Raw genomic sequence first — 25,881 nt, forward strand, 5'->3', positions numbered from 1 at the left:
AAGGGCGACGCTATGTCCCCGACATCGGCCGTGTGGGCCCTTTGGAGAACCCGGCGGACTCAGCCGTCGTCCCCGTCCGGCGGCGGGTTCTTCGCGAGCAGGTCCGCGACGAGTCCGGGCAGCGCGCGGGTGTCGATGGGCTTGCTCACGTACCCGTCGCACCCGGCCTCGAGTGCCGTCCGATCGTCGCCCTTCATCGCGGCCGCGGTCACCGCGACGATCACGATCGGCCGCGTCGCCGGGTCGCCCTTGAGCCGCCGCGCCAGCTCCAGGCCGCCCATCCCCGGCATCTGCAGGTCGAGCAGGATCATGCGAGGCCGCCAGTCCTGCAGCACGAGGAGGGCCTCCTCCGCACTCGCCGCGGTGCGGACCTCGTAGCCCGGCCGGGCCAGCACGAAGTCGAGGAGCTTCAGGTTCGCCGCATGGTCATCGACGATGAGTATCGGCTCACCCGGCATTGTTCTCACCTCTCTGTTCGTCGGTCGGGACGGTGCCGGCGTGCCGCGGGAACACCGCGAAGAAGAGGCTGCCCTCGCCGAGCACGCTGGAGACCCCGACCGAGCCGCCCTGCGCCTCGACGAGCCTCTTGGTGAGCGCGAGCCCAAGGCCGGTGCCGCCGAGCTCGGGATCCGCCCCGGTCTCGAGCTGGACGAACTCCGTGAAGAGCCGCGTGACGTCCGTCGGTGCGATTCCGGCTCCGTTGTCCTGCACCTCGAGGCGGAGGCGGTCCCGGCCCTCGGTGCGGGCCCGGACCACCACGCGTCCCGCCTCCGGCGTGAACTTCAGCGCGTTGGACAGGTAGTTGAAGAGCACCTGCTTGAAGCGGGCGGGGTCGAGAGTGGCGTCGAGCCCGGGCTCGACCTCCAGCTCGACGCGGATGTTCTTCTCGGCGGCGGCCGTACGCACGATGCCGTAGACCTCCTCGACGACGGTGCGGACATCCATGGCCTCGGGCCGGAACACCCACCCGCCGGCCTCGACCTTCGACAGGTCGAGGATGTCGTTGATGAGCTGAAGCAGATGGCGTCCGCTCGTCAGGATGTCGCCCATGAACTCCCTCGCCTGCGGCGATCCGGGATCGACCTGCCCGTCGTAGAGGATCTCGCCGAAGCCGATGATCGCGTTGAGGGGTGTCCGGAGCTCGTGTGACATCTGCGCGAGGAACGTCGACTTGAAGCGGTCGGCCGATTCCGCGCGTGCCATGGCCGCGTGAAGTTCGACGGTACGCTCGGCGACCTTGAGTTCGAGGCCCTCGTTCAACTCCCGCACCTCGTTCTCCGCCTGCTTGCGCAGCTTCACCTGGCCGTTGAGATCCTCGAAGGACCTCTGCAGTCGTTCGGCCATGTCGTTGAAGGAGCCGGCCAGGCTGTCCAGTTCCGCGAGGCGGCTGCCGGGTACCCGCTGATCCAGATCTCCCATCGCCAGCAGGCGGGTGGCGGTCGAGAGTCGCTGCAGCCGCCGGGTCACCGAGGACGCGAGCACGGCGGACATCGCGAGCGACAGGAGCAGGGCCAGCGCGAAGACCATCGCCGAGCGCCTGCTGCCGGTCTGCACCCCGCCCTGGTAATACGATTCCGGCATCACCGTGAGCACGAGCCAGTCGTCGCGCCCGGTCCGCGGGTCCTGGAACGCGGCGACGTACGCCAGCCAGGTCTCCCGGTGCAGCGGCTTGGCCGTGACCTGATCGAAGCGGTACTGAACACCCGTACGGAACCGGTCCAGACCCGGCGGCGACGCGGCGAGGCCGGCGATCGCCTTCGCCGCCACCGGGTCGCCCGGCTCGGCCGACGAGCCGATCACGTTGCCCCAGCGGTCGACGACGAGCGCCATGCCTTGACGCGCCACCGGCAGGCTCCGGAGCAGGGCGCTGATCTCGCCGGCGGCGCCGGCCGGCGGCGTCGTGCGCCCGGCGAGCCGGAGGCGGATGTTGTCCGAGGTCTCCTCCTGCAGCCGGGAGGCGAGCTTGTCCGCATCGTCCTCCGCGGCCCGCAGCGTGACGTACGACGTCGCGCCCACCATGAACAGCACGAGGGTCATGAACGGCGTGAGCAGTGCTATGCGGATCGGCCAGGCGTCCTCCGCGGCGGTCGCCGCGGGGTCCTCGTCGCCCGTGCCGGCGACCCAGACCCACTCCTTGCGGCTCAGGCTCCGTTCCCGGACGTGGCCGGGGATCTCGGCCCAGAACAGGCCGAACCTGCGCGCCGCCGGCAACGCGACAAGCATCGCCACCGGTGCCAGGATCCAGGTGATGGTCGTGGTGAAGAACAGCGCGGAGCTGATGTTCTGATAGGAGATCGCGGGGGTGAACTTCTCCGAGCAGAGGTAGCCCCAGAGCATCGGCTCGACGGCCAGGAACACCGCGACGAAGAGCAGGTACCTCTTCCAGGTCCGGCGCCGGCGGAAATCGGGGTTCCGGCCGATGAGAAGGTAGGCGACCCAGAAGCAGGCCGGGTTGATGAGGTAGCCCGGCACCCACTCCAGCACGAACTCGGGAGGCACGCCCTCGATCAGGTCGGACAACGCGTAGGCGAACGGAACCGTGATGAGGGCCGGATATCCGAAGAGCAGGATGCAGACGAAGACGGCCAGATCCTTCAGGACCTCGAAGGTCTGTGCCTCGGGGACGAGCACGATGAAGGATCCGAGGTAGCCCGCCGCGGTGATCAGAATGAAGGTCAGCGGGATGCTCAGGACGGCCTTCACGTCCCATGCCTGCCGCTCCCTTCCCAGCCCCCACCGTCCGCCGGGCCTGAAGGTGAAGCCGCCGAAGGCGACGATCGCGAGCACGAACCCGACGAGGTAGGCGAGTCTTCCCCAGGCTTGCAGGACATCGGCCGGCAGGGCGGCGATCGAGTCTTCGATCCATCGGATGGCCGCTTTCATGCCGGCCGCGCATCAGGGCCCGCCATTGGCCACGACGAACCGACCGCGTCGGGCCCTCCGCCGAGCTCGCTCATTGCCCCGACTGAGCCTCCTGTCCGTAGGACCACCCTGCCATCCTCTTGCGCAAACTTCAGGGCATTGGACAGATGCGCCGGGATGCGTCTCCCACCTCAGTAGCGGAAGTCGGCGAGCCGGGCGGTGAGGCTGTCGGCGAGGCCGGTCAGGTCGTCGGCCGCCCGATGGGTGGCCCGGGCGCCGTCGGCGGTGGTGTTGGCCACCTGCGCCACGCTGGACACCGTGGTGGCGACGTCGCTGCTGCCCGTGGCCGCTTCCGAGATCGATCTGCTCATCTCCTGGGTGGTGGCGGTCTGCTCCTCGACCGCGGCGGCGATGGTGTTGGTGTAGGAGCCGACCTGCTCGATCACCTGGTGGATCTGCCCGATCGCCGTCGCGGTGGAGCCGGTGGAGGCCTGGATCGCGGCGATCCGGTCGGTGATCTGCCCGGTGGCATGCGCGGTCTGCTGCGCGAGCTCCTTGACCTCGCCGGCGACCACCGCGAAGCCCTTGCCGGACTCTCCCGCCCGGGCGGCCTCGATGGTGGCGTTGAGGGCGAGCAGGTTGGTCTGCTCGGCGATGCTGGTGATCAGCTTGACCACGTCACCGATCTCCGCGCTCGCCGCCGTCAGCTGACCGATCTCCTCGTTCGTGGTCTTCGCCGTCGTCATGGCCTGCGCGGACACGGAGGCGGCCCGGGTGGCGTTGGAGGAGATCTCATTGATCGACGCGGTCATCTGTTCGGTGCCGGCGGCGACCGTCTGCACCGCGCTGTTGACCTGGTCGGTGGCGGTCGCGGCCCGGGTGGCCTTCTCCGCGGAGTCCGTGGCGCCGGAGGCCAGTTGGGTGCTGATCGTGGACAGGTCCGCCGCCGCACCGGACAACGTGGTCGCGGTGGTGGAGATGGCCTGCAGCGACTCCCGCATGCTGCCGGTGCTGCGGTCCAGGGCCTGCGCCAGGCGACCGAGCTCGTCGGTGGTGTCGACATCGGCCCGGCGGGTGAGGTCACCCTCGGCGACCGAGTGCAGCACCTCGACGACGTGGGCAAGCGGCCTGGTGATCGACCGGGTCACCAGGAAGGCCAGGACGAACGCCAACAGCAGGCAGGCGACCCCGGCCGCACCCGCCATCCAGAAGGCTCGGCCACCGGCCGATTCCGCGTCGCGCTGCACCTGCTGCTGGCTCTGCAGGGCGTCGGAGGACAGGTCCGCCACGTTGGTGGCGACCTCGCCGAACCGCTCCAGGGACTCGCCCGAGGCCAGCGCGCCGCCCTCGCGCAGGCTCGCCGGCGTGCCCTGGCGGTAGAGGGCGACGATCTTCTGGTCGACCTGCATGAACTTCTCGTACGCGGCCGCCGCGCCGGCGACCAGGCCGCGCTGGAACTCGGTGAGCGGCTGCCCGTCGAGCTCGCTCAGCAGCTGTTGCAGCCGGGCGGCCGAGGCGACGAACTCCTTGCGCTGGCCGACGTCGTCGCTGGTGGCGTCCGGCACACCGCGTAGCGAGTCGAACAGGTAGCCGGTCTGCCAGCCCGCCATGTCCGCGGCCTGGAACCGGGCCTCGTCGGCCAGGTGCGCCACCGTCGCGGCGGCGGCCATCCGGGAGGTGCTGTCCCGCCCGGACTCGATGCCGTTGAGCCCGATCACGAGGGCGACGGCAAGCAGGACCGCGACCGTACCGAATGCCAACCCGAGCCGGGCGGCGACCCGGAGCCTCTGCAGTGCACGCGTCATTACCCATGTGAGCATCTCGGCCCGGTCGATGAGAGTGCATTGCCCGAATAGCAACCGGCTCGCGCTGCGGTCGCGGCCGGCGGCGCCATAATGAGTGGCGATCCTTCATCCAGGCCGCCTTTACGGAGGGAACGAGATGAGCGAGCACACCTACCGAGTGACGGAGATCGTTGGCAGCTCACCCGACGGCGTCGACCAGGCGATCCGCAATGCCGTGAAGCGGGCCTCGCAGACCCTGCATCACCTCGAGTGGTTCGAGGTGACCGAGATCCGTGGTCACCTGGAGAACGGCGACATCGGGCACGTCCAGGTCACGTTGAAGGTCGGCTTCCGGCTCGACGAGGTCTGAGCCCGCGACCGTGCCGGGTCTTGTACCCCCTACGTAATGGTGATTACATGATTACCCCAACATGAGGGGGACATGTGGCGACCATTCGTATCACTGAGGACGGGCCGTACCGGGTCGAGGGTGAAGTGTCGATCCGGGACACCGACGGCAACGAACTGCGTACCGAGGGGATCTGGCATCTGTGCCGGTGCGGCGGGTCGCGCAACAAGCCGTTCTGCGACTCCACCCACGGGCTGAAGGGCTGGACCGGACCGGAGACGGCCGATCGCGGCGGCGACGCTCCCGCCGACGGCCCGCCGTCCATAGCCGCCACAGTGGACGGGCCCTATGAGGTGTGCGGGGCGATCCGGCTCGTCGGCGCGGACGGTGAGCCCTACGCCGCGCGCCGGCGGCGGAAGCTGTGCCGGTGCGGGCACTCCGGCACCAAGCCGTTCTGCGACGGCTCGCACCGCTACGCCGGCTTCCGGGATCCGCTGCCGGCCGAACTGGAGAACACCCCGACGGTGTACGCCTGGCTGGGCGGGCGCGAGGCGCTCGAGCGGCTGACCACCGCGTTCTACGACGGCATCCTGACCGAGCCCGACGACCTGCTCGAGCCGGTCTTCCGCGGGATGGACCCCGAACATCCCAAGCACGTGGCCGCCTGGCTGGGCGAGACCTTCGGCGGGCCGGCCGACTACACCGCACACCACGGCGGCTACGAGCACATGGTCCAGGCGCACCGGGGCCGCGCACTGACCGAGGAGCAGCGGCAGCGCTGGGTGAGCCGGCTGGCCCGCACGGCCGACGAGGTGCTGCTGCCGGACGACCCGGACGTGCGCCAGGCGTTCCTTTCCTACCTGGAGTGGGGCTCGCGGATCGCGCTGTTCAACAGCCAGCCGGGTGTCGAGGTGATCGCGCATGCGCCCGTACCGAAATGGGGCTGGGGTAACGCGACGCCCTATGTGCCGCAGCCCTGGGACGATCCGGAGGCTGCGGCCAAGGGCCGCGCCGGCTACGCGGGTTCGTAGGCGAGGTTCGGTCGCAGCCACCGCTCGACGTCGGCGACGGTCATGCCGCGGCGGGCCGCGTAGTCCTCGATCTGATCCCGGCCGAGGCGGCCCACCGTGAAGTACTTCGCCGCCGGGTTGGCGAAGATCAGGCCGCTGACGCTGGCGGCCGGCGTCATCGCGAAGGACTCCGTCAGGGCCAGCCCTAGCTCGGTCGCCTTCAGCAGGTCGAAGAGTTCCCGCTTCTCGCTGTGGTCCGGGCAGGCCGGGTAGCCGAGCGCCGGCCGGATGCCGCGGAAGCGCTCCGCGTGCAGGTCCGCCAGCGCCGGCTCGGCGTCCGGCTCGAACCAGTCGCGGCGGGCCCGCAGGTGGATGTACTCGGCGAACGCCTCGGCGAGACGGTCGGCCAGCGCCTTGACCATGATCGCGCGGTAGTCGTCCTGCTGTGCCTCGTAGTGCGCGGCCAGGGTCTCGGCGCCGTGGATCGTCACCGCGAAGCCGCCCAGGTGGTCGTCCTGCGGCGCCACGTAGTCGGCCAGGCAGCGGTTCTCGCGGCCCTCCGGCTTGACCGTCTGCTGGCGCACCATCGCGAAGCGCACACCGTTGTCGAGGACGATGTCGTCGCCCTCGGAGCGCGCGGGCCAGTAGCCGTAGACGCCCTTCGCCTGTAGCGAGTCGTTCGCGATGATCTCGTCGAGCAGGGCGTTCGCGTCGTCGTACAGCTCGCGGGCGACCGGCTGGTCCAGGATCGCCGGGAACCGGCCCTTGAGCTCCCAGGCCAGGAACAGGAACTGCCAGTCGATCATCTCGCGCAGCGCGGGCAGGTCCGGCTCGACGGTACGCAGGCCCGTGAACGCCGGCGTCGGCAGGTCGCCGAAGTCGACCTCCTCGCGGTTGGCCCGGGCCTGTGCCAGGGTCAGCATCGGCTGGGTGTGCCGGTTGGCGTGCGCCTCGCGCAGCCGGTGCTGCTCGATGCGGTTGGCCGTGTCCAGCCGCTCGGCGCGCTCGTCGTCGAGCAGGTCGGAGACCACGCCGACGACCCGGGACGCGTCGAGCACGTGCACGGTCGGCCCGTCGTACGCGGGAGCGATGCGCACGGCGGTGTGCTGGCGCGATGTCGTGGCCCCGCCGATCAGCAGCGGCAGCTTCAGGCCGCGGCGCTGCATCTCGGCGCCCACCGCGACCATCTCGTCCAGCGACGGCGTGATCAGTCCGGAGAGCCCGATCGCGTCGGCGCCCTCGGCGACGGCCGTGTCCAGGATCCTCGCCGCCGGCACCATCACGCCCAGGTCGATGACCTCGTAGTTGTTGCAGCCCAGGACCACGCCGACGATGTTCTTGCCGATGTCGTGCACGTCGCCCTTGACCGTGGCGAGCACGACCCTGCCCTGCCCGCGGCCCGGGTCGACCCGGCCGGCGAGCCGGGCCTGCTCCTTCTCGGCCTCCATGAACGGTTCCAGGTAGGCGACCGAACGCTTCATCACCCGGGCGCTCTTGACCACCTGCGGCAGGAACATCTTGCCGGCGCCGAACAGGTCGCCGACGATCTTCATGCCGTCCATCAGCGGCCCCTCGATCACCTCGAGGGGCCGGGCCAGCCCCTTCCGGGCCTCCTCGGTGTCCTCCTCGATGAAGTCGACGATGCCGTGCACCAGCGCGTAGGACAGCCGCTCGGCCACCGGCGCCTCGCGCCAGGACAGGTCGACCTCGCGCCGGGTGCCGGAGCCGGTCACGGTCGACGCGAACGTGACCAGGCGGTCGGTGGCGTCGGTGCGCCGGTCGAAGAGCACGTCCTCGACCAGCTCCAGCAGGTCCGCGGGGATGTCGGCGTACACGGCGAGCTGGCCGGCGTTGACGATGCCCATGTCCAGCCCGGCGCGGACCGCGTGCAGCAGGAACGCCGAGTGCATGGCCTCGCGGACCACGTCGTTGCCGCGGAAGGAGAATGACAGGTTCGAGATTCCGCCGCTGGTGCGGGCGCCCGGGCAGCGCGCCTTGATCAACGGGAGGGCGTCGATGAACGCCTTCGCGTACCCGTTGTGCTCGGCGATGCCGGTCGCGACCGCGAGGACGTTCGGGTCGAAGATGATGTCCTGCGGCGCGAAGCCGGCCCGCTCCACGAGCAGGTCGTACGCCCGGCCGCAGATCGACACCTTGCGCTCGGTGGTGTCCGCCTGGCCCTGCTCGTCGAAGGCCATCACCACCACGCCGGCGCCGTAGTCGCGGATCCGGCGCGCCTGCGCCAGGAACGGCTCCTCGCCCTCCTTGAGGCTGATCGAGTTGACCACGCCCTTGCCCTGCACGCACTTGAGGCCGGCCTCGAGGACCGTCCACTTCGAGCTGTCGATCATCACCGGGATCCGGGCCACCTCCGGCTCGGTGGCGATCAGGTTGAGGAAGGTCGTCATCGCCTGCTCGCTGTCGAGCAGGTCTGCGTCCATGTTCACGTCGAGCAGGTTGGCGCCGCCGCGGACCTGCTCGAGGGCCACGTCGACCGCGCCTTGGTAGTCGTCCGACTCGACGAGCCTGCGGAACTTCGCCGAGCCGGTGACGTTCGTGCGCTCACCGATCATCACGAACCCGGTGTCCGGCCCGATCGCGAACGGCTCCAGCCCGCTGAACCGGGTGGTCTCGGCCGGGGGAGCGATCGCCCGCGGCGCCAGCCCGTCGACCGCGGCGGCGATCCGGGCGATGTGTGCTGGCGAGGTGCCGCAGCAGCCGCCGACGAGGTTGACCATGCCCGACGCGGCGAACTCGCCGACCAGGGCGGCGGTCTCCTCCGGCGTCTCGTCGTAGCCGCCGAACGCGTTCGGCAGGCCCGCGTTGGGGTGACACGCCACGTACGCGTCGGCGACCTTGGCGAGCTCCGCGACGTGGGGGCGCATCTCGGCCGCGCCGAGCGAGCAGTTCACGCCGACGATGAGCGGCTCGGCCCGCTCGATCGAGCGCCAGAAGGCCTCGACGGTCTGCCCGGACAGGGTCCGGCCGCTGAGGTCGACGATCGTCACGGAGATCCAGAGCGGCAGGTGCGGCGCGACCTCCCGGGCCGCGGCGATCGCCGCCTTCGCGTTCAACGTGTCGAAGATCGTCTCGATGAGCAGCAGGTCGACGCCGCCCTCGGCCAGGGCCGAGATCTGCTCCGCGTACGCCGCGCGCACCTGATCGAAGTCGACGGCGCGGTACGCCGGGTCCTCGACCCGGGGCGACAGCGACAGCGTTACGTTCAGCGGCCCGACCGATCCGGCGACGAACCGCCCGCCGACCTCGTCCGCCGCCTGCCGGGCCAGCCGCGCACCCTGCACGTTCATCTCACGAACCAGAGACTCGAGGCCGTAGTCGGCCTGTCCGATGCTCGTCGCCGTGAACGTGTTGGTGGTGGTGATGTCGGCGCCGGCGGCCAGGTACCGCCGGTGCACGTCCAGGATCACGTCCGGCCGGGTCAGGTTGAGCAGGTCCGGGTCGCCGGTGACGTCCCGCGGGTGGTCGACGATCAGGTCGCCGCGGTAGTCCGCGGCGGTGAGCTTCGCGTCCTGCAGCATCGTGCCCCAGGCGCCGTCCAGCACCGCGACGCGCTCGGCCAACAGCTGTCGCAGCGATGCAGTAGTGCCCTGACTTGACGTGCTCACCCAGCCACCTCCGTGATCGGAGGCGCCCTTGTCGAAGAAAGCAGGCCGAGCGTGGCGGGTTTCACCCCGTCGCAGCGCCCCTCGACCTGACAGCCGAGAATACCCGAACCCGGTCACCGGGCCGCATCGCCGGTTATGTCGGATTCCCGCCACGGCGTGCCGGCCGGCCCGGCACGATCAGGCCCGACTCGTACGCCACCACCACGGCCTGCGTGCGGTCCCGCAGCCCGAGCTTGCCCAGCACCCGGCTCACGTGCGTCTTCACCGTCTCCTCGCCGACCACGGCCGGGGTGTGGCGAACCGACGAGGTGGCCATGCCCGAGCCGCCGATGCCCGAGGGCGAGCACGACAAGGGCGAGGGGACACGGGGGAGCGTGACCGAGGCGAACGGCAACTACACCATCAGGGGTACCGGCAAGATCGGTCCCGAGATCCCGCCGGACGACATGGTGCAGATCTCCCTGTTCGGCGTGCTGGCCGGGCTCATGGCGCTGAGCGATGGACGCGGGCCTCAGCGTCCAGACGACGCGGGACTTCGCGACGGCCCACATGGGACCGTGGTCGGGGCTCGGCGTGCTCGCCGCGTACGCGGGCGTGGCCATCGTGGCGGGGGCGATCGCACTCCGGTCCCGTGACGCCTGAGCCGCCGCGGTGATCCCGGCCATAAAAGAGGAACCTCATACTCCGGTTTAGGTACGGTCGGTCCGTGCGACTCAACCGATCCACGGACATCGGGCTGCGCATCCTCATGCTGGGTGCGACCCGCACGGACCTGCTCACCGTCGACGAGCTGGCCGATTCCCTCGCGGTCGCCCGCCACCACCTGGCCAAGGTGGTCCAGCGGCTGCAGCATCTCGGGCTGCTGGAGACCGTCCGCGGCCGGCACGGCGGCGTACGCCTCGCCGTCGGTGCGGGCACGGCCTCGATCGGTGCCCTGGTCCGCGAGCTCGAGGGCGCCACCGAGGTCGTCGACTGCGACGGCGAGCCGGCCTGCCCGCTGAGCTCCGGCTGCCGCCTGCGCGGCGCGCTGCGCCGGGCGCAGGAGGCCTTCTACACGACCCTCGACCCGATCACGGTCGGTGACCTTGCCGCGCCGCCGACGCGGCAGGTGCTGCTCAGCCTCGGCCGCCGCTGAACGGCTCCCACCATCACACCTGGAGGAACAATGCTGTCCGCAACCAGTGCCCCGGTCGTCGAGGCCACGCTGCCGGTCGTCGGCGCCAACCTTCCCGCCATCACCGACGTCTTCTACGAGACGATGCTCGGCGAGAACCCGGAGCTGCTGCACCTGTTCAACCGCGGCGCCCAGGCGACCGGCGAGCAGCGGCAGGCGCTGGCCGGCGCGGTGGCCGCCTTCGCCGCGCACCTGATCGGCGCCGGACCTGGCGAGGTCGCCGTCGAGCACCTCGTGGAACGCATCGCGCACCGGCACTGCGCCCTGGGCGTCCGACCGGAGCAGTACACGATGGTCGGCCGCTACCTGCTCGGCGCGGTCCGGGCCGTGCTCGGCGATGCGGTCACCCCGCCGGTCGCCGCCGCTTGGGACGAGGTGTACTGGCTGTTCGCCGCCCGGCTGATCGGCCGCGAGGCGCGGATCTACGGCGAGGCCGGTGTCGACGGCGCCGACCCCTGGCGCGACTACCTGGTGCTGAGCCGGATCGCCGAGGCACACGACACGATCTCGTTCGTGCTGGCCCCGGCCGACGGCGGACCCGCGCCGGCCTTCCGGCCCGGCCAGTACGTCACCGTCGCCGCCGACCTGCCCGGCGGGGGCCGGCAGCTGCGGCAGTACTCGCTCTCCCAGGCGGCAGCCTCCGGGTGCCTGCGGATCACCGTACGCCGGGTCCGCGGCGCCGCCGGAGCGCCGGACGGCATCGTCTCCGGCTTCCTGCACGACCACATCCACGCGGGTGGCAGGCTGCGGCTGAGCCAGCCGTACGGGGAGCTCACGCTCCGCGACAACGACACGCCCCTGGTCCTGATCAGCGCCGGGGTCGGCGTCACGCCGATGGCGGCGATCCTGGATCACGTCGCGCGTACCCAACCCGGCCGCGACGTCACCGCGGTGCACGCCGACCGCGGCCCGGACCGGCACCCGCTGCGCGCGGAGATGGCCGCCAACGGCTCCCGGCTGCGTTCCTTCCGCAGCGTCGTCTGGTACGAACGGCCAGGCGACGCGCCGGGCGTGCGGCCCGGCCTGATCGACACCGCCGGGATCCCGCTGCCGCCGGACGCCGACGTCTACCTCTGCGGCCCGGTCCCGTTCATGCAGGCGGTCCGCGCCGGCCTGCACCGCCGCGGCGTACCGGACGAGCGCATCCGATACGAGGTCTTCGGCTCGGAGCAGTGGCGCCCGTCCCCGGAGCCCGCCACCGTCTGACCCGCCGCGCCGCCGGTGCGCAGGCGGCGGATCCGACGGCTACGCTCCGGCTGTGTTGCGGATTTCCTACCCCTTCGCCGACGCGGGGATGCGGGGGAGTGCGCGCCGAGGCCTGGGAGCAGTGCGCTGAGCGGGAGGCTCCAGGCTGGGACGTCACGGCGTTCATCGACGCTTCGAACGGATGATGATCGGGAACTCTTCAGTGGATGGCATGGCCGAGGCCTCGCCCGGAGTCGAACCGGAATCGGGTCACCCGCTTTGCAGGCGGGGCGCTCCGCCGGGAACGCCACGAGGCCGTCGCGCCGGTCCGCGGTCGCGGGTCCGGCGGTGTTGCGTGCCCCCGGCTGGACTTGAACCAGCGGCCTCGACGTTCGGAACGTCGCGCTCTGTCCTGCTGAGCTACGAAGGCATACCCACGGCGACCGATCGGCCGGTGGGACGTGTGTGCGGGCGGAGGGATTCGAACCCCCTCAGCCGAGGCACCTGGTTTACAGCCAGATCCGACTCTCCAACGTCGGCGCGCCCGCAGGTGTGTGACCGTCGTGTCGTGCCCTGGGTGGGATTCGAACCCACGTCCCCGTGTCGACGGTGAGGCAACGCGCTTCCCTGCCGGGGGCTGAGGTTCCCTGTCCCGTGGTCTTCTACACCACTGGCCCGGTCCCGGTGCATCCGCAACTCTCCCGCCGTGCCGCCGTTTCGTTTTCGGCCGCTCTATCCGCTGAGCTACCAGGGCATACGCAGCGCGGACGGGACTCGAACCCGCACCTTCCCGGGTGAAAGCCGGGTGACTCTACCTGTTCGTCCACCGCGCCAGGGTGCTGAGAAGTGTTCCGGCCTGGACTCGAACCAGGGCCCTCCGTCTTGTCGAGGCGGCGCTCTACCAACTGAGCTACCGGAACGGGAGCGGGGACCGGACTGCTCCACCCCGCGGTACGCCGCCAGGGACTCGAACCCTGCTCCCCGGATTAAAAGTCCGGAGCATAACCATCCATGCTCGCGGCGCGAGCTGTCTCCCGGGCAGGACTCGAACCCGCAACCCGCGCGTTAGGACCGCGCAGCTCTGTTCCGTTGAGCTACCGGGAGGTGATTTCGGCCCCTGGGCGGGACTCGAACCCGCAACCGTCGCCTTAGAAGGGCGCCGCTCGATCCGATTGAGCCACCAGGGGATGTTGTACGCCGTCACAGATTCGAACTGTGGACCCGAGGCTTAAGAGGCCCCTGCTCTGACCGGACTGAGCTAACGGCGCAAGGCGGAGGAGGGCGGGGTCGAACCGCCACGGGCGGCAAAGCCCCAACCGTTTTCGAGACGGCGGCCGGCGCCAACTTTCGGCTGGCTCCTCCAAGGGTGTTGCGGTCACAGTCGATCCGCGGGACCCGGTAGCTAACCCGGGTGTCGCGGCCATCTGCTTCGTCGGGCCAGTCGGATTCGAACCGACGTCCTCTCGCTCCCAAAGCGAGCGCGCTGACCAAGCTGCGCCATAGCCCGTTGGTCGGGATGGCCGGATTCGAACCGACGACCGCGCGGCCCCCAGCCGCGAGCGCTGCCAAGCCGCGCCACATCCCGATGATCTTGCGTGCCTCCACGAGGATTCGAACCTCGGACCCCCGGATCCGTAATCCGGTGCTCTATCCGCTGAGCCATGGAGGCTTGGTCTCGCCGGCAGGAGTCGAACCTGCGCCCTCCTCGTTATCAGCGAGGCGCCCCTACCAACTGGGCCACGGCGAGACGAAGCGGAGGGTGAGGGGATCGAACCCCCGCAGGACCTGGGCCCTGTCGACGGCGTAGCAAGCCGCAGCCTTCCCACTCGGCCAACCCTCCTTGCGCGCCGACGACGGGAATCGAACCCGCGGCCCTCCGCTCGACAGGCGGATGCTCTACCACTGAGCTACGTCGACATCGTGGACCCGGTCGGATTCGAACCGACAAACCTTCGCTGTGCAAAAGCGCTGCTCTACCAGTTGGAGCTACAGGCCCAATAAACGTGCTGCGTACCCGGAGCAGGATTCGAACCTGCACTGCCCGCGTTCTGGGCGCGGTGCCTCCTGCCAGTTGGGCTACCCGGGCATGGTGTGTTCGGCGTTGCGTGCCCTCGGCGCGATTCGAACGCGCACTGTACGGTCCCTCAGACCGTCGCCTCTGCCGTTGGGCTACGAGGGCGGGAGCTGCGAGCGGAGGATTCGAACCTCCATCGTCCGGGTCAGAGCCGGGTGTGCTGCCGTTGCACCAGCTCGCATCGCCCGGGCCGGCGGGGGTAGCGGTTCCCGCGGCCCGGACTTACTCAGCGCGTGGTGAGCTCTGCCCAACTGGGAACCCAGGGAGTGGTTCGCAGCGGCATCCCGGCCTCGGCCGGGGTCCGGTCACCCTTGCGCTGGTTACACCGGCCGCACGCGGCGACGGTGTTGGTCCACGTGTTGGCTCCGCCGCGCGAGCGCGGCAGGACGTGGTCGATGGTCGAGGCCTCCTTGCCGCAGTAGGCGCAGCGGCGGCCGTCGCGGACCAGCACGCCGGGCCGGGACCAGGCGGGGCCGCGGCTGTGCCGCCACCGGGTCACCACGTAGGCGACGAGCCGGACGACCTTCGGCATCGGGTAGACGCCGATGAGCCGGTCCGGTTCGGCGTCGTGGATCTCGGCGACCCTGCGGCACAGCATCCGGATCGCGTGTTTGAGGGTGACCCGGTGCAGCGGGCCGAGGTCGGCGTTCAAGACGAGGACCGCGGTCACCGGGTCCACCTCCTTCCTATCTCGTCGTCGGTACTGCTGGACATGAGTGGCTGCGGGGAGTCGAACCCCGGTCTCCGCCATGGCACGGCGGCGCACGACCGTTGTGCTACAGCCACGGGACACGCGCCTTGCCGGCGCGCGAGAGCCTTCGGCGGGGCTCGAACCCGCGGTGCCCGCCGTACCAGGGCGGGGCCCGACCCGTCGGGCGAAGGCGTGCCGCGAGCGGGATTCGAACCCGCACTGAGCCGATCTTGAATCGGCGGCCTCTGCCGTTGGGCTACCGCGGCATTCGGTGCTGGGGGTGCAGGACTCGAACCTGCACAGCCGAGGTCAAAGCTCGGTGGCCTGCCGTTAGCCGAACCCCCATGGAGCCTGGAGCGGCAGCGGGGTCTCGAACCCCGCACCTCCACGTTGGAAGCGTGGCGCTCTGGCCTGATGAGCTACTGCCGCATGTTGTCGCGTCGCCCGTCCGGGGGTTGAACCCGGTCTTCCGGATCGAGAGTCCGGTGGTCTACCTACCTCAGCCTCACGGGCGGTGTGCCCGGCGTGGGCACGAGAATCTCTTCGTGCCCACGCCGGATCGTCACCGGCGACCCACAAAAAATGGGCGCCGGAAATACATGCCATCCACTGTTGAGTTACCAAAAACCAATTCCACTGAACGTATTCAGGGCACGCACGGGTGGCAGGATTCGAACCTGCAACCTTCGGATTTGGAGGCCGGTGCTCTATACCGTTGAGCTACACCCGTAAGACGATCCGGGAACGAAAAAACCGCCCGTTCCTCGGGTACGGAGGTGGGCGGCGTAGACGCAGATACAGCTGCGCTACCCGTTCCAACGCTCCAGATCACGACTGGTTTCGTAACCTTTGAGGTGCGGCTTCACCGTCACGACGGGCGTGGCTAGCCCACACCGCGTCGGCCTCGATTGGGCGATTGCGCAGATCGGCTGCCACGACATGACGGTTCAACTCCCCTCGGAACGCTCGGTGCGGTATCGGCATCCAGGATGGCCGATAACGCTTCATTCGTCAACGGTTTTGTGAGCCGGACTTCGACCCCGCCGCTGGCGTTGGGATCACTCTGCCGCATACCGCGGAATACCCGCCAGTGATTTATCGCGGCCGACACTCGGCGTCCATTGTGAAGTGACCGAGCCGCCCCGGGCGGGCCTCCGATGCGCGGAGTGCGTCAGCCGCCGAGATTCCGCGGTCCGCGGGGCAACCGGACCGCGGTGTATCCGGTCTGGTCGGGGTGAGAGCTCAGAGCCGGCAGAGGGAGCGTCCGTGGCTACGGACATCGAGACCGAACTGCGGGCGTTGTCGGGGACGGTTTGAACGCCGGCCATCTCGCCGGAACGGGTTCAGCGGCGTTGCCATTCGGCGGGTTGTGGAACAGGCGCCGGGCTCAGGCCTTGGCGGACTCACGATCGTCGGCCGGCAGCCACGTGCCCACATACCGGAGATCCTGCAGGTATCGGACTCGGCGCAGCTCATCGTCGCGGGGTGCCCAGTCGCGGTGCGGCAGGTAGGCCAGGCGCCACGCGATGACCGGGAACAGCCACAGACCACCGATGCCGGTGAGCCACCAGAACGCGTCGCGGCGACGGTAGGAGACCTTGGGCGCCAGCCATGCGGTCACGCAGATCAGCGCCGCGGTGGGGATCAGAAAAACCAGCAGGTCGCTGCCGGTCGCATCCTCGATGGCGAGTCGGAGCGCGATGTCGCCGCCGATGACCGAAATGTCGAGGGCGGCTGCCAGTAGGACGCGCGCCAGGTGACTTCGGGGGGCAGCGGCTTCGGGCACCAGAGCAGCGTAGGAGGCCGGGCGGACCTTGGCAGTCGGCCTGGCACGCCGTTGTCGTCGGAAGTCGCTGCCGCGCGGTGCCGTGTCGCCGGGTTCCCGGCGTCATTCGGTTGTCCGTCGTCGTCCGACAGGATGATCCGTTCCTGTCTCTGACGCTCAGCGGCCCGCGATCTTTGCGTGTGCGTTCAGGGGCGGAGCAGCAAGCCGGCGGCCAGGCCGGCGGCGGTCAGCAGGAAGCCCGCGACCAGGGCGGGAGTGCGGACCGGGCGGCCGGCCAGGAGACCGGCGAGACCGGCGAGCAGGCCCAGGAGCGCGGCCGCGCCGGGCAGGGGGCGGGCCCAGTCCGGACCGCTCGTCGGGCAGACGATCTGCCCGCCGGCGTCGAAGCAGTGGTTCGACATGAGGTAGCTCGAATCGAAGATCGTGTACCCGGCGAAGAGGAAGAGCACGCCGAAAACGCCGACGAATCCGGCGACCGTGCCCGGACCGCCGTACCGCCTGTTGAGTCGGCCGGGGCGCACCGCCGCGGTTTCTGTTGCTGTCACACCGCTCCTGACTCGCGGACAAAACCAGGTGCCGGCAAACCTGCGGCGCGCATCCGACTCGGATGCGCGCCGCAGGTCTCGAAGTACCGGTCTCTCAGTGCACCATCACCGGGGTCTCGACGCGGCCGGCGTCGTCACCGCCGGCGTCCTGCTGCGCGGGTATGCGCTTGCGGGGCAGGAACGCGATCGGGATGAACGTCAACAGCACCAGAGCGAAGGCGACCATGAACGTCGTGGCGAACGAGTCGGCCACGAACGTAAGGCCGCGTTCGATCACCGACGGCTCGACCGGCAGCTGCGCGCCGTGCTGGCTGGCGATCGCGGCGCCGGCCTCGGTGACCGGCTTGCCGGTCTTCTCGTCGACCATGCCGGGGATCGGGGTCGACTCGTTGAGCTGGCTGGTCAGGATCACCGACATGATCGCGGAACCGATCGAGCCGCCGATCTGCTGGAGGATGTTCACCAGCGTGGAGCCGCGCGCCACGTCGTGACTGCCCAGGGTCCGCAGGGCCGACGTCATGATCGGCATCATCGTGCCGCCCATGCCGAGGCCCATCACGAACAGCGAGCCGCACAGCAGCCAGTACGAGGTGTCGGTGCCGACCTGGGTGAAGGTGAAGAACCCGGCGGCGATGAGCGCCATCGCGAACGGCACGGTCCGGCCCACCGGGATCTTGTCGGCCAGGGCTCCGGCGATCGGCATCGTCAGCATCGCGCCGATGCCCTGCGGCGCCATCAGCAGGCCGGCGTTGAGCGTCGACTCGCCGCGGACCTGCAGGAAGTAGCTCGGGAACAGCAGGCCGGCGCCCATGAACGCGATGATGAACACGAACAGTGAGATCGACGCGACGGCCAGGTTGCGGTTGCGGAACAGGCGCAGGTCCAGCAGCGGGTGCTTGGGCTTGAACGAGTACAGGACGAACCCGATCACCAGGAGGGCGCCGAGGAGCATCGGGATCCAGACCTTGTTGGCCGTGATCGTGCTGGTCTCGGGCAGCGACGAGACGCCGAACAGGAAGAGCGCGAGACCGGGCGAGAGCATCAGCATGCCGATGAAGTCGAACGACTCCGACGGCTGCGGGTTGTCCTTCGGCAGCGCGAACTGGGCGTAGACCAGCCCGATCGCGCCGATCGGCAGGTTGATCAGGAACACCCAGTGCCAGCTGGCGGCCTCGATCAGCCAGCCGCCGAGGATGGGGCCGGCGATCGGGCCGAGCAGCATCGGAACGCCGAGGACCGCCATCAGCCGGCCGATCCGCTGCGGGCCGGCCGCGCGCGTCATGATCGTCATGCCGATCGGCATGAGCATGCCGCCGCCGAGGCCCTGCAGCACCCGGAAGGCGACGAGCTGTTCGATCGAGTCGGCGGTGGCGCAGAGCGCGGAGCCGAGCGTGAACAGCAGCAGCGCGAGCATGTACAGCCGCTTGGTGCCGAACCTGTCGGCGGCCCAGCCGCTGAGCGGAATCACCGTCGCCAGCGCCAGGGTGTAGCCGGTCATGGTCCAGGCGACCTCGGCGTACGTGGCGTTGAACTCGGACTGGAAGGTCGGGATCGCGACGCTGACCACGGTGATGTCGAGGATCGACATGATCGCGCCGAGGACCACCACGCCGGCGATCTTGAATACGGCAGCGTCCAGTTTCGTGGGCGGCGCAACGGCCTGATCGGTCACAAAGAGCTCCATGTTTCGTAGGGCCGGCTGCCGCCCGCGGCACACCGAAACCCAAGGCCGCGCGCGCTGCGGGCGACCATGGTGTCATCTCGGCCGGGTTGCGATCATCCGGTTTTCCCAGCATCTCAGGGGCGACCACGCAACGGGCAGGTCGGTGACCGACGGCACAGTCACCCCTCTCCCGAATCGCGCGGCATATACGGCGACCTGGTGGGCATTGCAGCGATTAGCCCGCTTTCTAGAGCCAACCCTTTTGCCCGAACTCCATGTGATACGCACCATGTCGACGCGCAAAACGTGAGCGGTCGGATCTTGGACATCGGCGTGGCACCGCCGATTCGGTAGGTGCGACCCTGATGCCGGTCCTACCTGCTCAAGCGTTTGAGCTCCGACGGTCAGGGCGGCCGATGACCTTTCGATCACGGGTACGCGCGCTGGTGCGCCGATCGGGGCACGCACGCGACCTCGACCGGCGGATCATGAAGTTGCGGGCCGGGGTCGACGCCGCCGCGCCCGGTTCCACCGAGCAGGCCGAGCTGCTCAACAGCCTTGGCAACCGCCTGCTGGACCGCCACCGGCTGGCGGGGAACGTGGACGACCTGGCGGCGGCCATGGACTGCTACCGCCGCTGCCAGGACCTGGTGCCGGGTTCCGAGCTCGCCACCCTCGCGCGGGGGAACCTGGCGGTCGCCCTGGTGAACCGGTACTCGCAACTCGGTGGGCTCGAGGACCTGGAGGCCGCGATCACTAACGGCCGCGCCGTTCTCGCCGGCGTACAGGCACCGGCGGACCGGGCGCGCAACCTGAGCAACCTGTCGCACGCCCTGCACGAGCGGTACTACCGCACCCGCCATCGCGAGGATCTGGACGAGTCGGTCACCAGTGCGGAGATCGCCGTCGAGCTCGCTCCGGTCGGCGCGCCCGAGCGGGTGGCGGCGATGGTGAACCTCGCCGTGGCGCTTCTCGAACGCGCCGCCGCCACGGAGTCGTTCACCGATCTGAACCGCGCCGCCGGGCTCTACGAGGGCGCCGCCGCCATCACTCCCCCCGATTCCTGGCTACGGTCACCCGTGGCCGCGGGCCTGAACACGGTGCGGCTTCTCCAGCTCCGCCGGTCGGAGGAGCTCCAGGCCGCGGGGGAGGAGTCACGAACGATCGCGGAGCTGCGTGCGATCGCCGATCGCGCCCCGGCGGGTTCGGTGACGCGTCATGCGGCCTACTACGCGATAGGCGGCACGTTGTGGGGGCGGTACCTGCGTGACGAGGATCCCGCACGGTTGGCGGCGGCGATCGAGGCGCTGGAGGCGGCGGTCGCGGCAAGCCCCGAAGGGGCCGGCGAACTGCCGCGGTATCTCAACGCCCTCGGCATCGCGCTGAGCGAGCGGACCGTCGTGTCGGGAAGCGCCGCCGGGCTGGCCGCGGCGCTCGCGGCGTGGGTACGCGCCCTCAACCTGCTGGACAACGGCTTCGGCTCGGTGCCGATGGCCTACAAGCTCGGTCAGCAGAGCGTTGCGGCCGATCTCGGCATCGCCGAGCGGGTCGTCTCGGCGTACCTCTGGTTCGCCGAGGCGGTCGCGACCAGGGACGGCCTCGATCGCATGCTGCGCAGCGCGATGCTGGTCGCCGAGGCGACGAAGTCCCGCCTCCTGACGGAGCTGATCGGGCGCGGCGACCTGCCGGCGCCGCCGGGTGTGCCCGCGGACCGCGCCGTTCGGGAGCGGGAGATCTTCGCCGAGCTGCGGATGCTGGACACCGTGGAGCTCGTCGGTCACGGCCGGGACACCGGGTTGACCGACACCGGCGCGGGCGGCCGCCTCGCCCGGCGTGCGGCGCTGCGCGGTGAGCTCGAGGCGGTCTGGGCATCGATGACGGCCGCCGACCCGCGCGCCGCCGAGTACGTGGCGCTGCGCCGCGGACGCCCGCTCAGCTGGGAGACCCTGGCCGGTCTCGCGCAGCGGCTGGGGCCGGAGACGGCGTTGTTGTCGGCGTTCTCGACGAACCTCCGGACGCTGATCTTCGTGCTGCGCTCCGGCGAGGAGGCGCCGGACGTCTGTTCGGCCGAGATCGATTCGTCCGGGTGGCGCGACCTCCTGAACCGCTTCGACCGGGAGGTGCGTTCCGGCTCCGGCCGGCGCGCCGAGACGTGGGACCGGCCGCTGCGCCCGCTGCTCGACGCGGTCTGCGCGCATCTCGACGGCGTCGACCGGGTCGTCCTCGCGCCGTACGACGCCGCGCTGCGACTGCCCTGGTCGCTGCTGGCGGCACGGGCCGGCTGGCGACGAGGGGACGGCGGCGCGCTGCCGCTGGTCACAATGGAGTCGCTGGGCCTGCTGCCGTTCCTGCTCGATCGCCGACCGGCCGCGCGCGGACCGGCCACCGTGGTCGGCGACCCCACCGGAAATCTGACGCACGCCGAGGCCGAGGCGGTGGAGATCGCGGCGATGATGGGTGTCGATCCGCTGCTCGGGCCCGCCGCGACGAAGGACCGCGTGCTGAACGGGCTGCGCCGGTCGCCGGTCGCGCACATCGCGGCCCACGCGCTCTTCTCGCCGGGCTCTCCGCTGGATTCCGGCATCGTCCTCGCGGACGGGGTGCTGACGGCGAGGGAGATCCTGGCCGAGTCCATCACGCTCGACCTGCTCGTCCTCTCCGGCTGCGAGACCGGCGTGGCCGAGTCCCTCGGTGGATACGAGTTCGCCGGGCTTTCCCAGGCATTCCTGCAGGCGGGCGTCCGCTGTCTGGTCGCGAGCCTGTGGCGGGTCGACGACCCGGCCACCGCCGCGCTGATGACCTCGTTCTACGGCGACTGGCGCGCCGGCCTCGACCTGGACCGGTGCCTGGCCCGGGCGGTGTTCGCCGGAAGGCTCGCCGCCGGGCCGGGCCGGGCGGACTCGTCAGACGCATTCGTGCTGTCCGGTGACTGGTCGATCAAATGGCCGGTGACAGCCCCGAGATGAGAGGCGCGCCATGCTGCTTCAGGTACCAGACGTGATCGAGACGCCACTGTGGGAGGGCGAGCTGGAGCCGGACGACACCGTGCCGCCGGCGGCGTCCCAGCGCGGCCCGGAGTCCACCGGATCGGGCGCCCCGATGCGAAACCTGCCGGTCGTCAGCATCGGACGCCCCGAGGTCTGGAACGTCGTCGACTTCTTCGACGCCGGCGCGCTGCCGGCGCCGATGCGCTCGAAGCTGTCGGAGGCCGACTTCTACCTGGTACGGCTGGCCTGCTCGTTCCGGCCGGAGCACGACAACACCGAGATCGAGTGGGCGAGATTCTCGGTGTCGTTGCAGCGGGACGAGGCCGGCCTGATTCCGAGCGCGTTCGACCTTCATCCCCTGTTCGTCACGAGCGAGGTGAAGCGCAACGTGACGATCAGCCTGGCGCCCACGTTGAAGTTCCTCGAGGTCGAGGCCGGTATCGGCTCGGTCGGCTTCGGCATCGAGTACCAGGAGATTCAGCCGATCATCAGTGCGTCCGGCGCGGGCGAGTCGGAACCGGCGTGGGACTTCCAAGCCGCCAAGGGCACGCACGTCCACGGAAGCAAATGGATGCATCTGCTGGTCCGGGCCAGTCCGGCCATGACGACCTGTCACGCCCGGCTCGAGCTCAGCGCCGACGTCGTCCGCAGCGGCCTGCGGATCGCGGCGTTCAGCCGGCCCAGGCAGACCATGGCCGACCCGCTCACCGTACGTCTCTGGGGATGATCGACGGCGCGGCCGGTACGTCGGTCAGCCGTTGATCGAGTCCCGGCCGCGCTGCACGAGCAGGGGATCCGCGGGGTAGACCACCGAGGTGTCCTTGCCCTCGTACTCGAACTGGTTGAGGAAGAACCGCATCGCGTTGATGCGGGCGACCCGGGCGGCGCGCGGGTTGAGGTGTTCCATGAACCGCTTGATCGTGCCGCCTTTGCCGGCGGCGTCGCGGCCCTCGAACAGGATGACGTGCTTGGTGGCGGTCTCCAGGGACCAGTACTGGAACTTCAGCAGCTCGATCTGGCGCTGATACTTCTGCTCCTCGTAGACGTCGCGGTCGAGCCGCTCGGCCGTAGGGGTAGTCCTCGCGCCAGGTCTCCACCGGGTTGCCACCCGGGACATGATTTGATCATGGCTGTGGATACGTCTCCTTCCTTGAACCCGCCGGGTCGGCGGTGGTGGAGCGTGCTCCGCGCCGTGCTGCTGGCGATGTGGCTGCTCGCGTCCGCGGCTAGCTGGTGGTCGGCCCCCCGGCCGGCGAGCTACGCCGAGGCCAAGGCGGCCGTGGCCGAGAAGCGCCTGACCGCGTACCAGTGGGGTGACTCGTGGGACACCCAGGTCTCGCACCTCATCTGGTTCGACGGCGCGGAGCTGACTTCGACGGGCACCATCGGCCCGCTGTTCGTGTGGCGTACCGGTGACGGCCGGGTCCGCTGGACCGACACCGAGAAGTTCGACGAGGTGACGGTCAACGGCGCCGTAGCGGAGAACGACTACTCGGGGCCCGGGGCCACCGGTCTCGCCCAGGACCTGGTGGCCGCCGGAGTGGCGGACCGGACGGGTGCCGTCGACACCACGGGTCCGTGGCTCGCCGGCGCCGGTCTCGTCCTCGCGCTGCTCGTGCTCGGGGTGATCGTCGCCGGGCCGGCACCGGTGCTCGGCACCCGGTGGTTCTGGTTCTGGCTGACGCTCACCGCGCCGTACGGCCTGGGCCTGGTGTTCTGGTTGCTGCGTGACCGGCCGTGGTCGCGCACCGCCCGGCCCGCCCTCGGCGCCGACGGCAGGCAGCGGCGGGACCGGGGCTTTCTCGGTCTGCTGATCGGCATCCTCGCCTCATTGCTGGTCAGCGCCCTCGTCCTGGTTCTCAACATGGCGCTCGGCGATTGGTGGGTGCCGTCGGGAACAAGCCCGTACTGACCTTGTCGTACGTCGTTGGTACCGTTCCGCGCGGTCTTGATCACGAGGTTTGCGTACGCGGAAGGGGGTTCGCCATGGGGTTGTGGGGCAAGCTCAAGGGCGAGCTGGTCGACGTCATCGAGTGGACCGACGACAGCCGGGACACCATTGTGTGGCGGTTCCCCCGCTACGACAACGAGATCAAGATGGGCGCCACGCTCGTCGTGCGGGAATCGCAGACGGCCGTCTTCGTCAACGAGGGCCGGATCGCCGACGTGTTCCAGCCCGGCACGCACACCCTCACCACGCAGAACCTGCCGGTCCTCACGACCCTCAAGGGCTGGAAGTACGGCTTCGAGTCGCCGTGGAAGGCCGAGGTGTACTTCGTCAACACCCGGCAGTTCACCGACCTCAAGTGGGGCACGCAGAACCCGGTCATCGTCCGTGACCCCGAGCTCGGTGCGGTGCGGCTGCGGGCGTTCGGCGCCTTCGCGATGCGCGTCGTCGACCCGGCCCGGCTGCTGCTGGAGCTGGTCGGCACCGACGCGCGGTTCCGCACGGAGGACGTCCGGGAGTATCTGCGTCAGCTGGTCGTCGGGCATTTCGGCAGCGCCCTCGCCCGGGCGAACGTGCCGCTGCCCGACCTCGCGGCCCAGCAGCTGTCCATCGGGGACACCCTCGCCGCGGTGCTCACCGACGAGCTGACTGCCAACGGCATCGCGATCGCGAAGTTCATCATCGAGAACATCTCGGTCCCGCCCGAGGTGGAGGCGGCGCTGGACAGGCGCACCTCCATGGGCGTGGTCGGCAGCCTGGACGACTACACCAGGTTCCAGACGGCGAACGCGATCGAGGCCGCGGCCGGTAACCCCGGCGAGGCCGGCTCCGCGATCGGCCTCGGCCTGGGCATGGCGGCCGGTCAGCTCGCCGTGCAGTCGATGAACGTCGCGTCCGCCCCGGCCGGGCCGCCGCCCCTGCCGACGGCCGGATGGTTCGTCGGGGTCGACGGGCAGCGGCACGGCCCGTTCGACCTGGCCGTGCTGGCCGGGCAGGTCAGGTCGGGCACGCTGACCCGGGACACCGTGGTCTGGAGGAACGGCATGGCGGGGTGGGTCGCCGCCGGGCAGGTGCCCGAGCTGAGCAGCGCGTTCGCCGCTGTCCCGCCGCCCCTGCCGCCCCGATGAACCAGTACCCGTGCTCCAGCTGCGGAGCCAACGTCGAGTTCGCGCCGGGCACCGCGGTGCTCAGGTGCCCGTACTGCGCTGCCGAGACGCCGCTGGTGCCGACCGGCGCCCGGGTGCGCGAGCACCCGTACGCGGAGTTCGCCCGGATGCCCCGCGAGCCGGTCGCGATGCTGGCCGCGTACACGTTCACCTGCCGCGGCTGCGGCGCGGTGACGCACAGCGACAAGATCTCCGACCGGTGCCAGTTCTGCGCCGCGCCCCTGGTCGCGGACGCCACCGCCGGCGAGATGGTGGCGCCCGAGGCCGTGCTGCCGTTCGTCCTGGACCGGCCCGCGGTGCGGTCGGTGCTGAGCGGCTGGGCGGCGTCGCGCTGGTTCGCGCCGAACTCGCTGAAGAAGGTGTCCGAGGCGGAGTCGGCGCACAGCACGTACGTGCCGCACTGGACGTACGACGCGCGCACGATGTCGTGGTACACCGGCCAGCGCGGCACGCACTACTGGGTGACCGAGACACACACCGTGAACGGGAACTCGCAGACCCGCCGGGTGCGCAAGACGCGGTGGCATTCGGTGTCCGGCACCGTGGCCCGTGACTTCGACGACGTGCTGGTCGCGGGGACCGGCCGGCTGGCGGTGAGGCATCTGGTCAAGCTGGAGCCGTGGCCGCTGCCGCAGGCGCAGCCGTACCGGCCGGAGTTCCTGGCCGGCCACGAGACCCTGCGCTACGACGTGGAGCCCGAGGCCGGGCTGGTTTCCGCGAAGGCCCGGATGGCCGGCGTGATCGAGCGGGACTGCCGGGCCCGGATCGGCGGCGACGAGCAGCGGGTCACCTCGTTGCGTACCTCCCACTTCGACATCACGTTCAAGCTGATGCTGCTGCCGGTGTGGCTCGCCTGCTACCTGCACGCCGGAAAGACGTACCACGTCATGATCAACGGGCGCACCGGCGCGGTCGCCGGGGAGCGGCCGTACAGCGTCGCCAAGATTGTTTCCATGGGGCTCGCGGCGCTGGCGCTGATCGCGGCCCTCGTCGTCGCGGTGGACCTGTACCTCGGCGGCGCGCAGGACTGA

Annotated in this window: 19 protein-coding genes, 27 tRNA genes, 1 pseudogene and 1 riboswitch; of the genes and pseudogenes, 10 read left to right on the forward strand and 37 right to left on the reverse strand. The window is 70.2% G+C overall.

From position 1 onward, the window contains the following. Positions 1 to 59 precede the first annotated feature (59 nt). The 3 genes from AB0B58_RS18900 to AB0B58_RS18910 all read right to left on the reverse strand — a co-directional run bounded on the left by AB0B58_RS18900 (position 60) and on the right by AB0B58_RS18910 (position 4,667). Positions 60 to 458, reverse strand: a complete 399-nt coding sequence (locus tag AB0B58_RS18900) for a response regulator (RefSeq protein ID WP_360224981.1) — start codon at positions 456 to 458, stop codon at positions 60 to 62. Further along, positions 448 to 2,883, reverse strand: coding sequence for an ATP-binding protein (locus AB0B58_RS18905; RefSeq protein ID WP_360224983.1), 2,436 nt, complete (start codon positions 2,881 to 2,883; stop codon positions 448 to 450). The genes AB0B58_RS18900 and AB0B58_RS18905 overlap by 11 nt, the downstream gene beginning before the upstream one ends. Positions 2,884 to 3,053: 170 nt before the next feature. Further along, positions 3,054 to 4,667 carry a methyl-accepting chemotaxis protein gene (locus tag AB0B58_RS18910; RefSeq protein ID WP_360224985.1) on the reverse strand — a complete coding sequence of 538 codons (1,614 nt, stop codon included), beginning with the start codon at positions 4,665 to 4,667 and terminating at the stop codon, positions 3,054 to 3,056. Between the two features lie 136 nt (positions 4,668 to 4,803). On the opposite strand from AB0B58_RS18910, the gene AB0B58_RS18915 reads away from it, so the two are divergent. Both AB0B58_RS18915 and AB0B58_RS18920 read left to right on the forward strand, forming a co-directional pair. Beyond that, entirely contained in the window at positions 4,804 to 5,016 is a 213-nt protein-coding gene (locus AB0B58_RS18915; RefSeq protein ID WP_360224987.1) for a dodecin, read from the forward strand. A gap of 74 nt (positions 5,017 to 5,090) precedes the next feature. Then, positions 5,091 to 6,026 (forward strand): CDGSH iron-sulfur domain-containing protein, encoded by a 936-nt coding sequence (locus AB0B58_RS18920; RefSeq protein WP_360224989.1) that lies wholly within the window; start codon positions 5,091 to 5,093, stop codon positions 6,024 to 6,026. Here AB0B58_RS18920 and metH read toward each other — a convergent pair. Both metH and AB0B58_RS18930 read right to left on the reverse strand, forming a co-directional pair. Beyond that, positions 6,011 to 9,586, reverse strand: a complete 3,576-nt coding sequence (gene metH / locus AB0B58_RS18925) for a methionine synthase (RefSeq protein WP_360225316.1) — start codon at positions 9,584 to 9,586, stop codon at positions 6,011 to 6,013. The two genes, AB0B58_RS18920 and metH, sit on opposite strands and share 16 nt — an antisense overlap. A 58-nt stretch (positions 9,587 to 9,644) precedes the next feature. After that, positions 9,645 to 9,720: riboswitch (S-adenosyl-L-homocysteine riboswitch) on the reverse strand. Positions 9,721 to 9,764: 44 nt separating this feature from the next. Next, positions 9,765 to 9,914 (reverse strand): annotated as a pseudogene (locus AB0B58_RS18930) (LuxR C-terminal-related transcriptional regulator); the annotation flags it as partial. A gap of 215 nt (positions 9,915 to 10,129) precedes the next feature. On the opposite strand from AB0B58_RS18930, the gene AB0B58_RS18935 reads away from it, so the two are divergent. The 3 genes from AB0B58_RS18935 to AB0B58_RS18945 all read left to right on the forward strand — a co-directional run bounded on the left by AB0B58_RS18935 (position 10,130) and on the right by AB0B58_RS18945 (position 12,011). Next, the gene (locus tag AB0B58_RS18935; RefSeq protein WP_360224991.1) at positions 10,130 to 10,273 is read left to right on the forward strand and encodes a hypothetical protein; all 144 of its coding nucleotides are present in this window, start codon (positions 10,130 to 10,132) and stop codon (positions 10,271 to 10,273) included. A gap of 64 nt (positions 10,274 to 10,337) precedes the next feature. Beyond that, positions 10,338 to 10,766 carry an Rrf2 family transcriptional regulator gene (locus tag AB0B58_RS18940; protein ID WP_360224993.1) on the forward strand — a complete coding sequence of 143 codons (429 nt, stop codon included), beginning with the start codon at positions 10,338 to 10,340 and terminating at the stop codon, positions 10,764 to 10,766. A gap of 30 nt (positions 10,767 to 10,796) precedes the next feature. Then, the gene (locus AB0B58_RS18945; protein ID WP_360224995.1) at positions 10,797 to 12,011 is read left to right on the forward strand and encodes a globin domain-containing protein; all 1,215 of its coding nucleotides are present in this window, start codon (positions 10,797 to 10,799) and stop codon (positions 12,009 to 12,011) included. Between the two features lie 218 nt (positions 12,012 to 12,229). On the opposite strand, the gene AB0B58_RS18950 is transcribed toward AB0B58_RS18945, so the two are convergent. The 31 genes from AB0B58_RS18950 to AB0B58_RS19100 form a co-directional block, all read right to left on the reverse strand. Then, positions 12,230 to 12,307 (reverse strand) — tRNA-Cys (locus AB0B58_RS18950). A gap of 39 nt (positions 12,308 to 12,346) precedes the next feature. Further along, a tRNA-Arg gene (locus AB0B58_RS18955) sits at positions 12,347 to 12,420 on the reverse strand. A 36-nt stretch (positions 12,421 to 12,456) separates the two neighbouring features. Further along, a tRNA-Tyr gene (locus AB0B58_RS18960) sits at positions 12,457 to 12,538 on the reverse strand. Between the two features lie 211 nt (positions 12,539 to 12,749). Continuing rightward, positions 12,750 to 12,823 (reverse strand) — tRNA-Glu (locus tag AB0B58_RS18965). A 14-nt stretch (positions 12,824 to 12,837) separates the two neighbouring features. Further along, positions 12,838 to 12,910 (reverse strand) — tRNA-Val (locus tag AB0B58_RS18970). 32 nt (positions 12,911 to 12,942) lie between these two features. After that, positions 12,943 to 13,014: transfer RNA gene (locus AB0B58_RS18975), tRNA-Lys, on the reverse strand. A gap of 6 nt (positions 13,015 to 13,020) precedes the next feature. Further along, positions 13,021 to 13,094, reverse strand: a tRNA-Arg gene (locus AB0B58_RS18980). A 9-nt stretch (positions 13,095 to 13,103) separates the two neighbouring features. Further along, a tRNA-Arg gene (locus AB0B58_RS18985) sits at positions 13,104 to 13,177 on the reverse strand. 6 nt (positions 13,178 to 13,183) lie between these two features. Further along, positions 13,184 to 13,258 (reverse strand) — tRNA-Lys (locus AB0B58_RS18990). A gap of 4 nt (positions 13,259 to 13,262) precedes the next feature. Beyond that, positions 13,263 to 13,352 (reverse strand) — tRNA-Ser (locus AB0B58_RS18995). 70 nt (positions 13,353 to 13,422) lie between these two features. Next, positions 13,423 to 13,497 (reverse strand) — tRNA-Pro (locus AB0B58_RS19000). A 1-nt stretch (position 13,498) separates the two neighbouring features. Further along, a tRNA-Pro gene (locus AB0B58_RS19005) sits at positions 13,499 to 13,575 on the reverse strand. Between the two features lie 11 nt (positions 13,576 to 13,586). Next, positions 13,587 to 13,659, reverse strand: a tRNA-Arg gene (locus AB0B58_RS19010). A gap of 1 nt (position 13,660) precedes the next feature. Next, a tRNA-Ile gene (locus tag AB0B58_RS19015) sits at positions 13,661 to 13,737 on the reverse strand. A 6-nt stretch (positions 13,738 to 13,743) separates the two neighbouring features. Next, positions 13,744 to 13,830: transfer RNA gene (locus AB0B58_RS19020), tRNA-Ser, on the reverse strand. A gap of 5 nt (positions 13,831 to 13,835) precedes the next feature. After that, positions 13,836 to 13,907, reverse strand: a tRNA-Asp gene (locus AB0B58_RS19025). A 4-nt stretch (positions 13,908 to 13,911) separates the two neighbouring features. Then, positions 13,912 to 13,986: transfer RNA gene (locus AB0B58_RS19030), tRNA-Ala, on the reverse strand. 15 nt (positions 13,987 to 14,001) lie between these two features. Beyond that, a tRNA-Leu gene (locus tag AB0B58_RS19035) sits at positions 14,002 to 14,076 on the reverse strand. A 20-nt stretch (positions 14,077 to 14,096) separates the two neighbouring features. Then, positions 14,097 to 14,169 (reverse strand) — tRNA-Leu (locus AB0B58_RS19040). A 5-nt stretch (positions 14,170 to 14,174) separates the two neighbouring features. Further along, positions 14,175 to 14,245 (reverse strand) — tRNA-Gln (locus AB0B58_RS19045). 45 nt (positions 14,246 to 14,290) lie between these two features. Next, on the reverse strand, positions 14,291 to 14,734 hold the full coding sequence (locus AB0B58_RS19050; protein WP_360224997.1) for an HNH endonuclease: 444 nt from the start codon (positions 14,732 to 14,734) through the stop codon (positions 14,291 to 14,293). Positions 14,735 to 14,779: 45 nt separating this feature from the next. Continuing rightward, positions 14,780 to 14,850, reverse strand: a tRNA-Gly gene (locus tag AB0B58_RS19055). 27 nt (positions 14,851 to 14,877) lie between these two features. After that, a tRNA-Thr gene (locus AB0B58_RS19060) sits at positions 14,878 to 14,947 on the reverse strand. 1 nt (position 14,948) lies between these two features. Further along, positions 14,949 to 15,021, reverse strand: a tRNA-Leu gene (locus AB0B58_RS19065). 8 nt (positions 15,022 to 15,029) lie between these two features. After that, positions 15,030 to 15,100, reverse strand: a tRNA-Gln gene (locus AB0B58_RS19070). Positions 15,101 to 15,107: 7 nt separating this feature from the next. Continuing rightward, positions 15,108 to 15,184, reverse strand: a tRNA-Gly gene (locus AB0B58_RS19075). Positions 15,185 to 15,195: 11 nt separating this feature from the next. Next, positions 15,196 to 15,269: transfer RNA gene (locus AB0B58_RS19080), tRNA-Glu, on the reverse strand. 142 nt (positions 15,270 to 15,411) lie between these two features. Beyond that, positions 15,412 to 15,485, reverse strand: a tRNA-Trp gene (locus tag AB0B58_RS19085). 657 nt (positions 15,486 to 16,142) lie between these two features. Further along, the gene (locus AB0B58_RS19090; protein ID WP_360224999.1) at positions 16,143 to 16,541 is read right to left on the reverse strand and encodes a hypothetical protein; all 399 of its coding nucleotides are present in this window, start codon (positions 16,539 to 16,541) and stop codon (positions 16,143 to 16,145) included. A gap of 185 nt (positions 16,542 to 16,726) precedes the next feature. Beyond that, entirely contained in the window at positions 16,727 to 17,086 is a 360-nt protein-coding gene (locus AB0B58_RS19095) for a hypothetical protein (protein WP_360225001.1), read from the reverse strand. A gap of 94 nt (positions 17,087 to 17,180) precedes the next feature. Then, positions 17,181 to 18,758 carry a DHA2 family efflux MFS transporter permease subunit gene (locus AB0B58_RS19100; RefSeq protein ID WP_360225003.1) on the reverse strand — a complete coding sequence of 526 codons (1,578 nt, stop codon included), beginning with the start codon at positions 18,756 to 18,758 and terminating at the stop codon, positions 17,181 to 17,183. Between the two features lie 407 nt (positions 18,759 to 19,165). Here AB0B58_RS19100 and AB0B58_RS19105 point away from each other — a divergent pair, with 407 nt between their 5' ends. Continuing rightward, complete coding sequence (locus tag AB0B58_RS19105) at positions 19,166 to 21,715, forward strand: CHAT domain-containing protein (protein WP_360225005.1); 2,550 nt, start codon at positions 19,166 to 19,168, stop codon at positions 21,713 to 21,715. Between the two features lie 31 nt (positions 21,716 to 21,746). After that, positions 21,747 to 22,463, forward strand: coding sequence for a hypothetical protein (locus tag AB0B58_RS19110; RefSeq protein ID WP_360225007.1), 717 nt, complete (start codon positions 21,747 to 21,749; stop codon positions 22,461 to 22,463). Between the two features lie 24 nt (positions 22,464 to 22,487). Here AB0B58_RS19110 and AB0B58_RS19115 read toward each other — a convergent pair whose 3' ends face one another. Then, positions 22,488 to 22,853, reverse strand: a complete 366-nt coding sequence (locus tag AB0B58_RS19115) for a hypothetical protein (protein ID WP_360225009.1) — start codon at positions 22,851 to 22,853, stop codon at positions 22,488 to 22,490. 9 nt (positions 22,854 to 22,862) lie between these two features. Between AB0B58_RS19115 and AB0B58_RS19120 the strand changes: the two genes are divergently transcribed. The 3 genes from AB0B58_RS19120 (at position 22,863) to AB0B58_RS19130 (ending at position 25,881) form a co-directional block, all read left to right on the forward strand. Next, positions 22,863 to 23,648, forward strand: a complete 786-nt coding sequence (locus AB0B58_RS19120; RefSeq protein ID WP_360225011.1) for a hypothetical protein — start codon at positions 22,863 to 22,865, stop codon at positions 23,646 to 23,648. Positions 23,649 to 23,722: 74 nt separating this feature from the next. Then, positions 23,723 to 24,811 carry an SPFH domain-containing protein gene (locus AB0B58_RS19125; RefSeq protein ID WP_360225013.1) on the forward strand — a complete coding sequence of 363 codons (1,089 nt, stop codon included), beginning with the start codon at positions 23,723 to 23,725 and terminating at the stop codon, positions 24,809 to 24,811. Then, positions 24,808 to 25,881, forward strand: coding sequence for a hypothetical protein (locus AB0B58_RS19130; RefSeq protein WP_360225015.1), 1,074 nt, complete (start codon positions 24,808 to 24,810; stop codon positions 25,879 to 25,881). Before AB0B58_RS19125 ends, AB0B58_RS19130 begins: the two co-directional genes overlap by 4 nt.

The organism is Actinoplanes sp. NPDC049118, from assembly GCF_040648555.1.
In the GTDB taxonomy this organism is placed as follows: Bacteria; Actinomycetota; Actinomycetes; order Mycobacteriales; family Micromonosporaceae; genus Actinoplanes.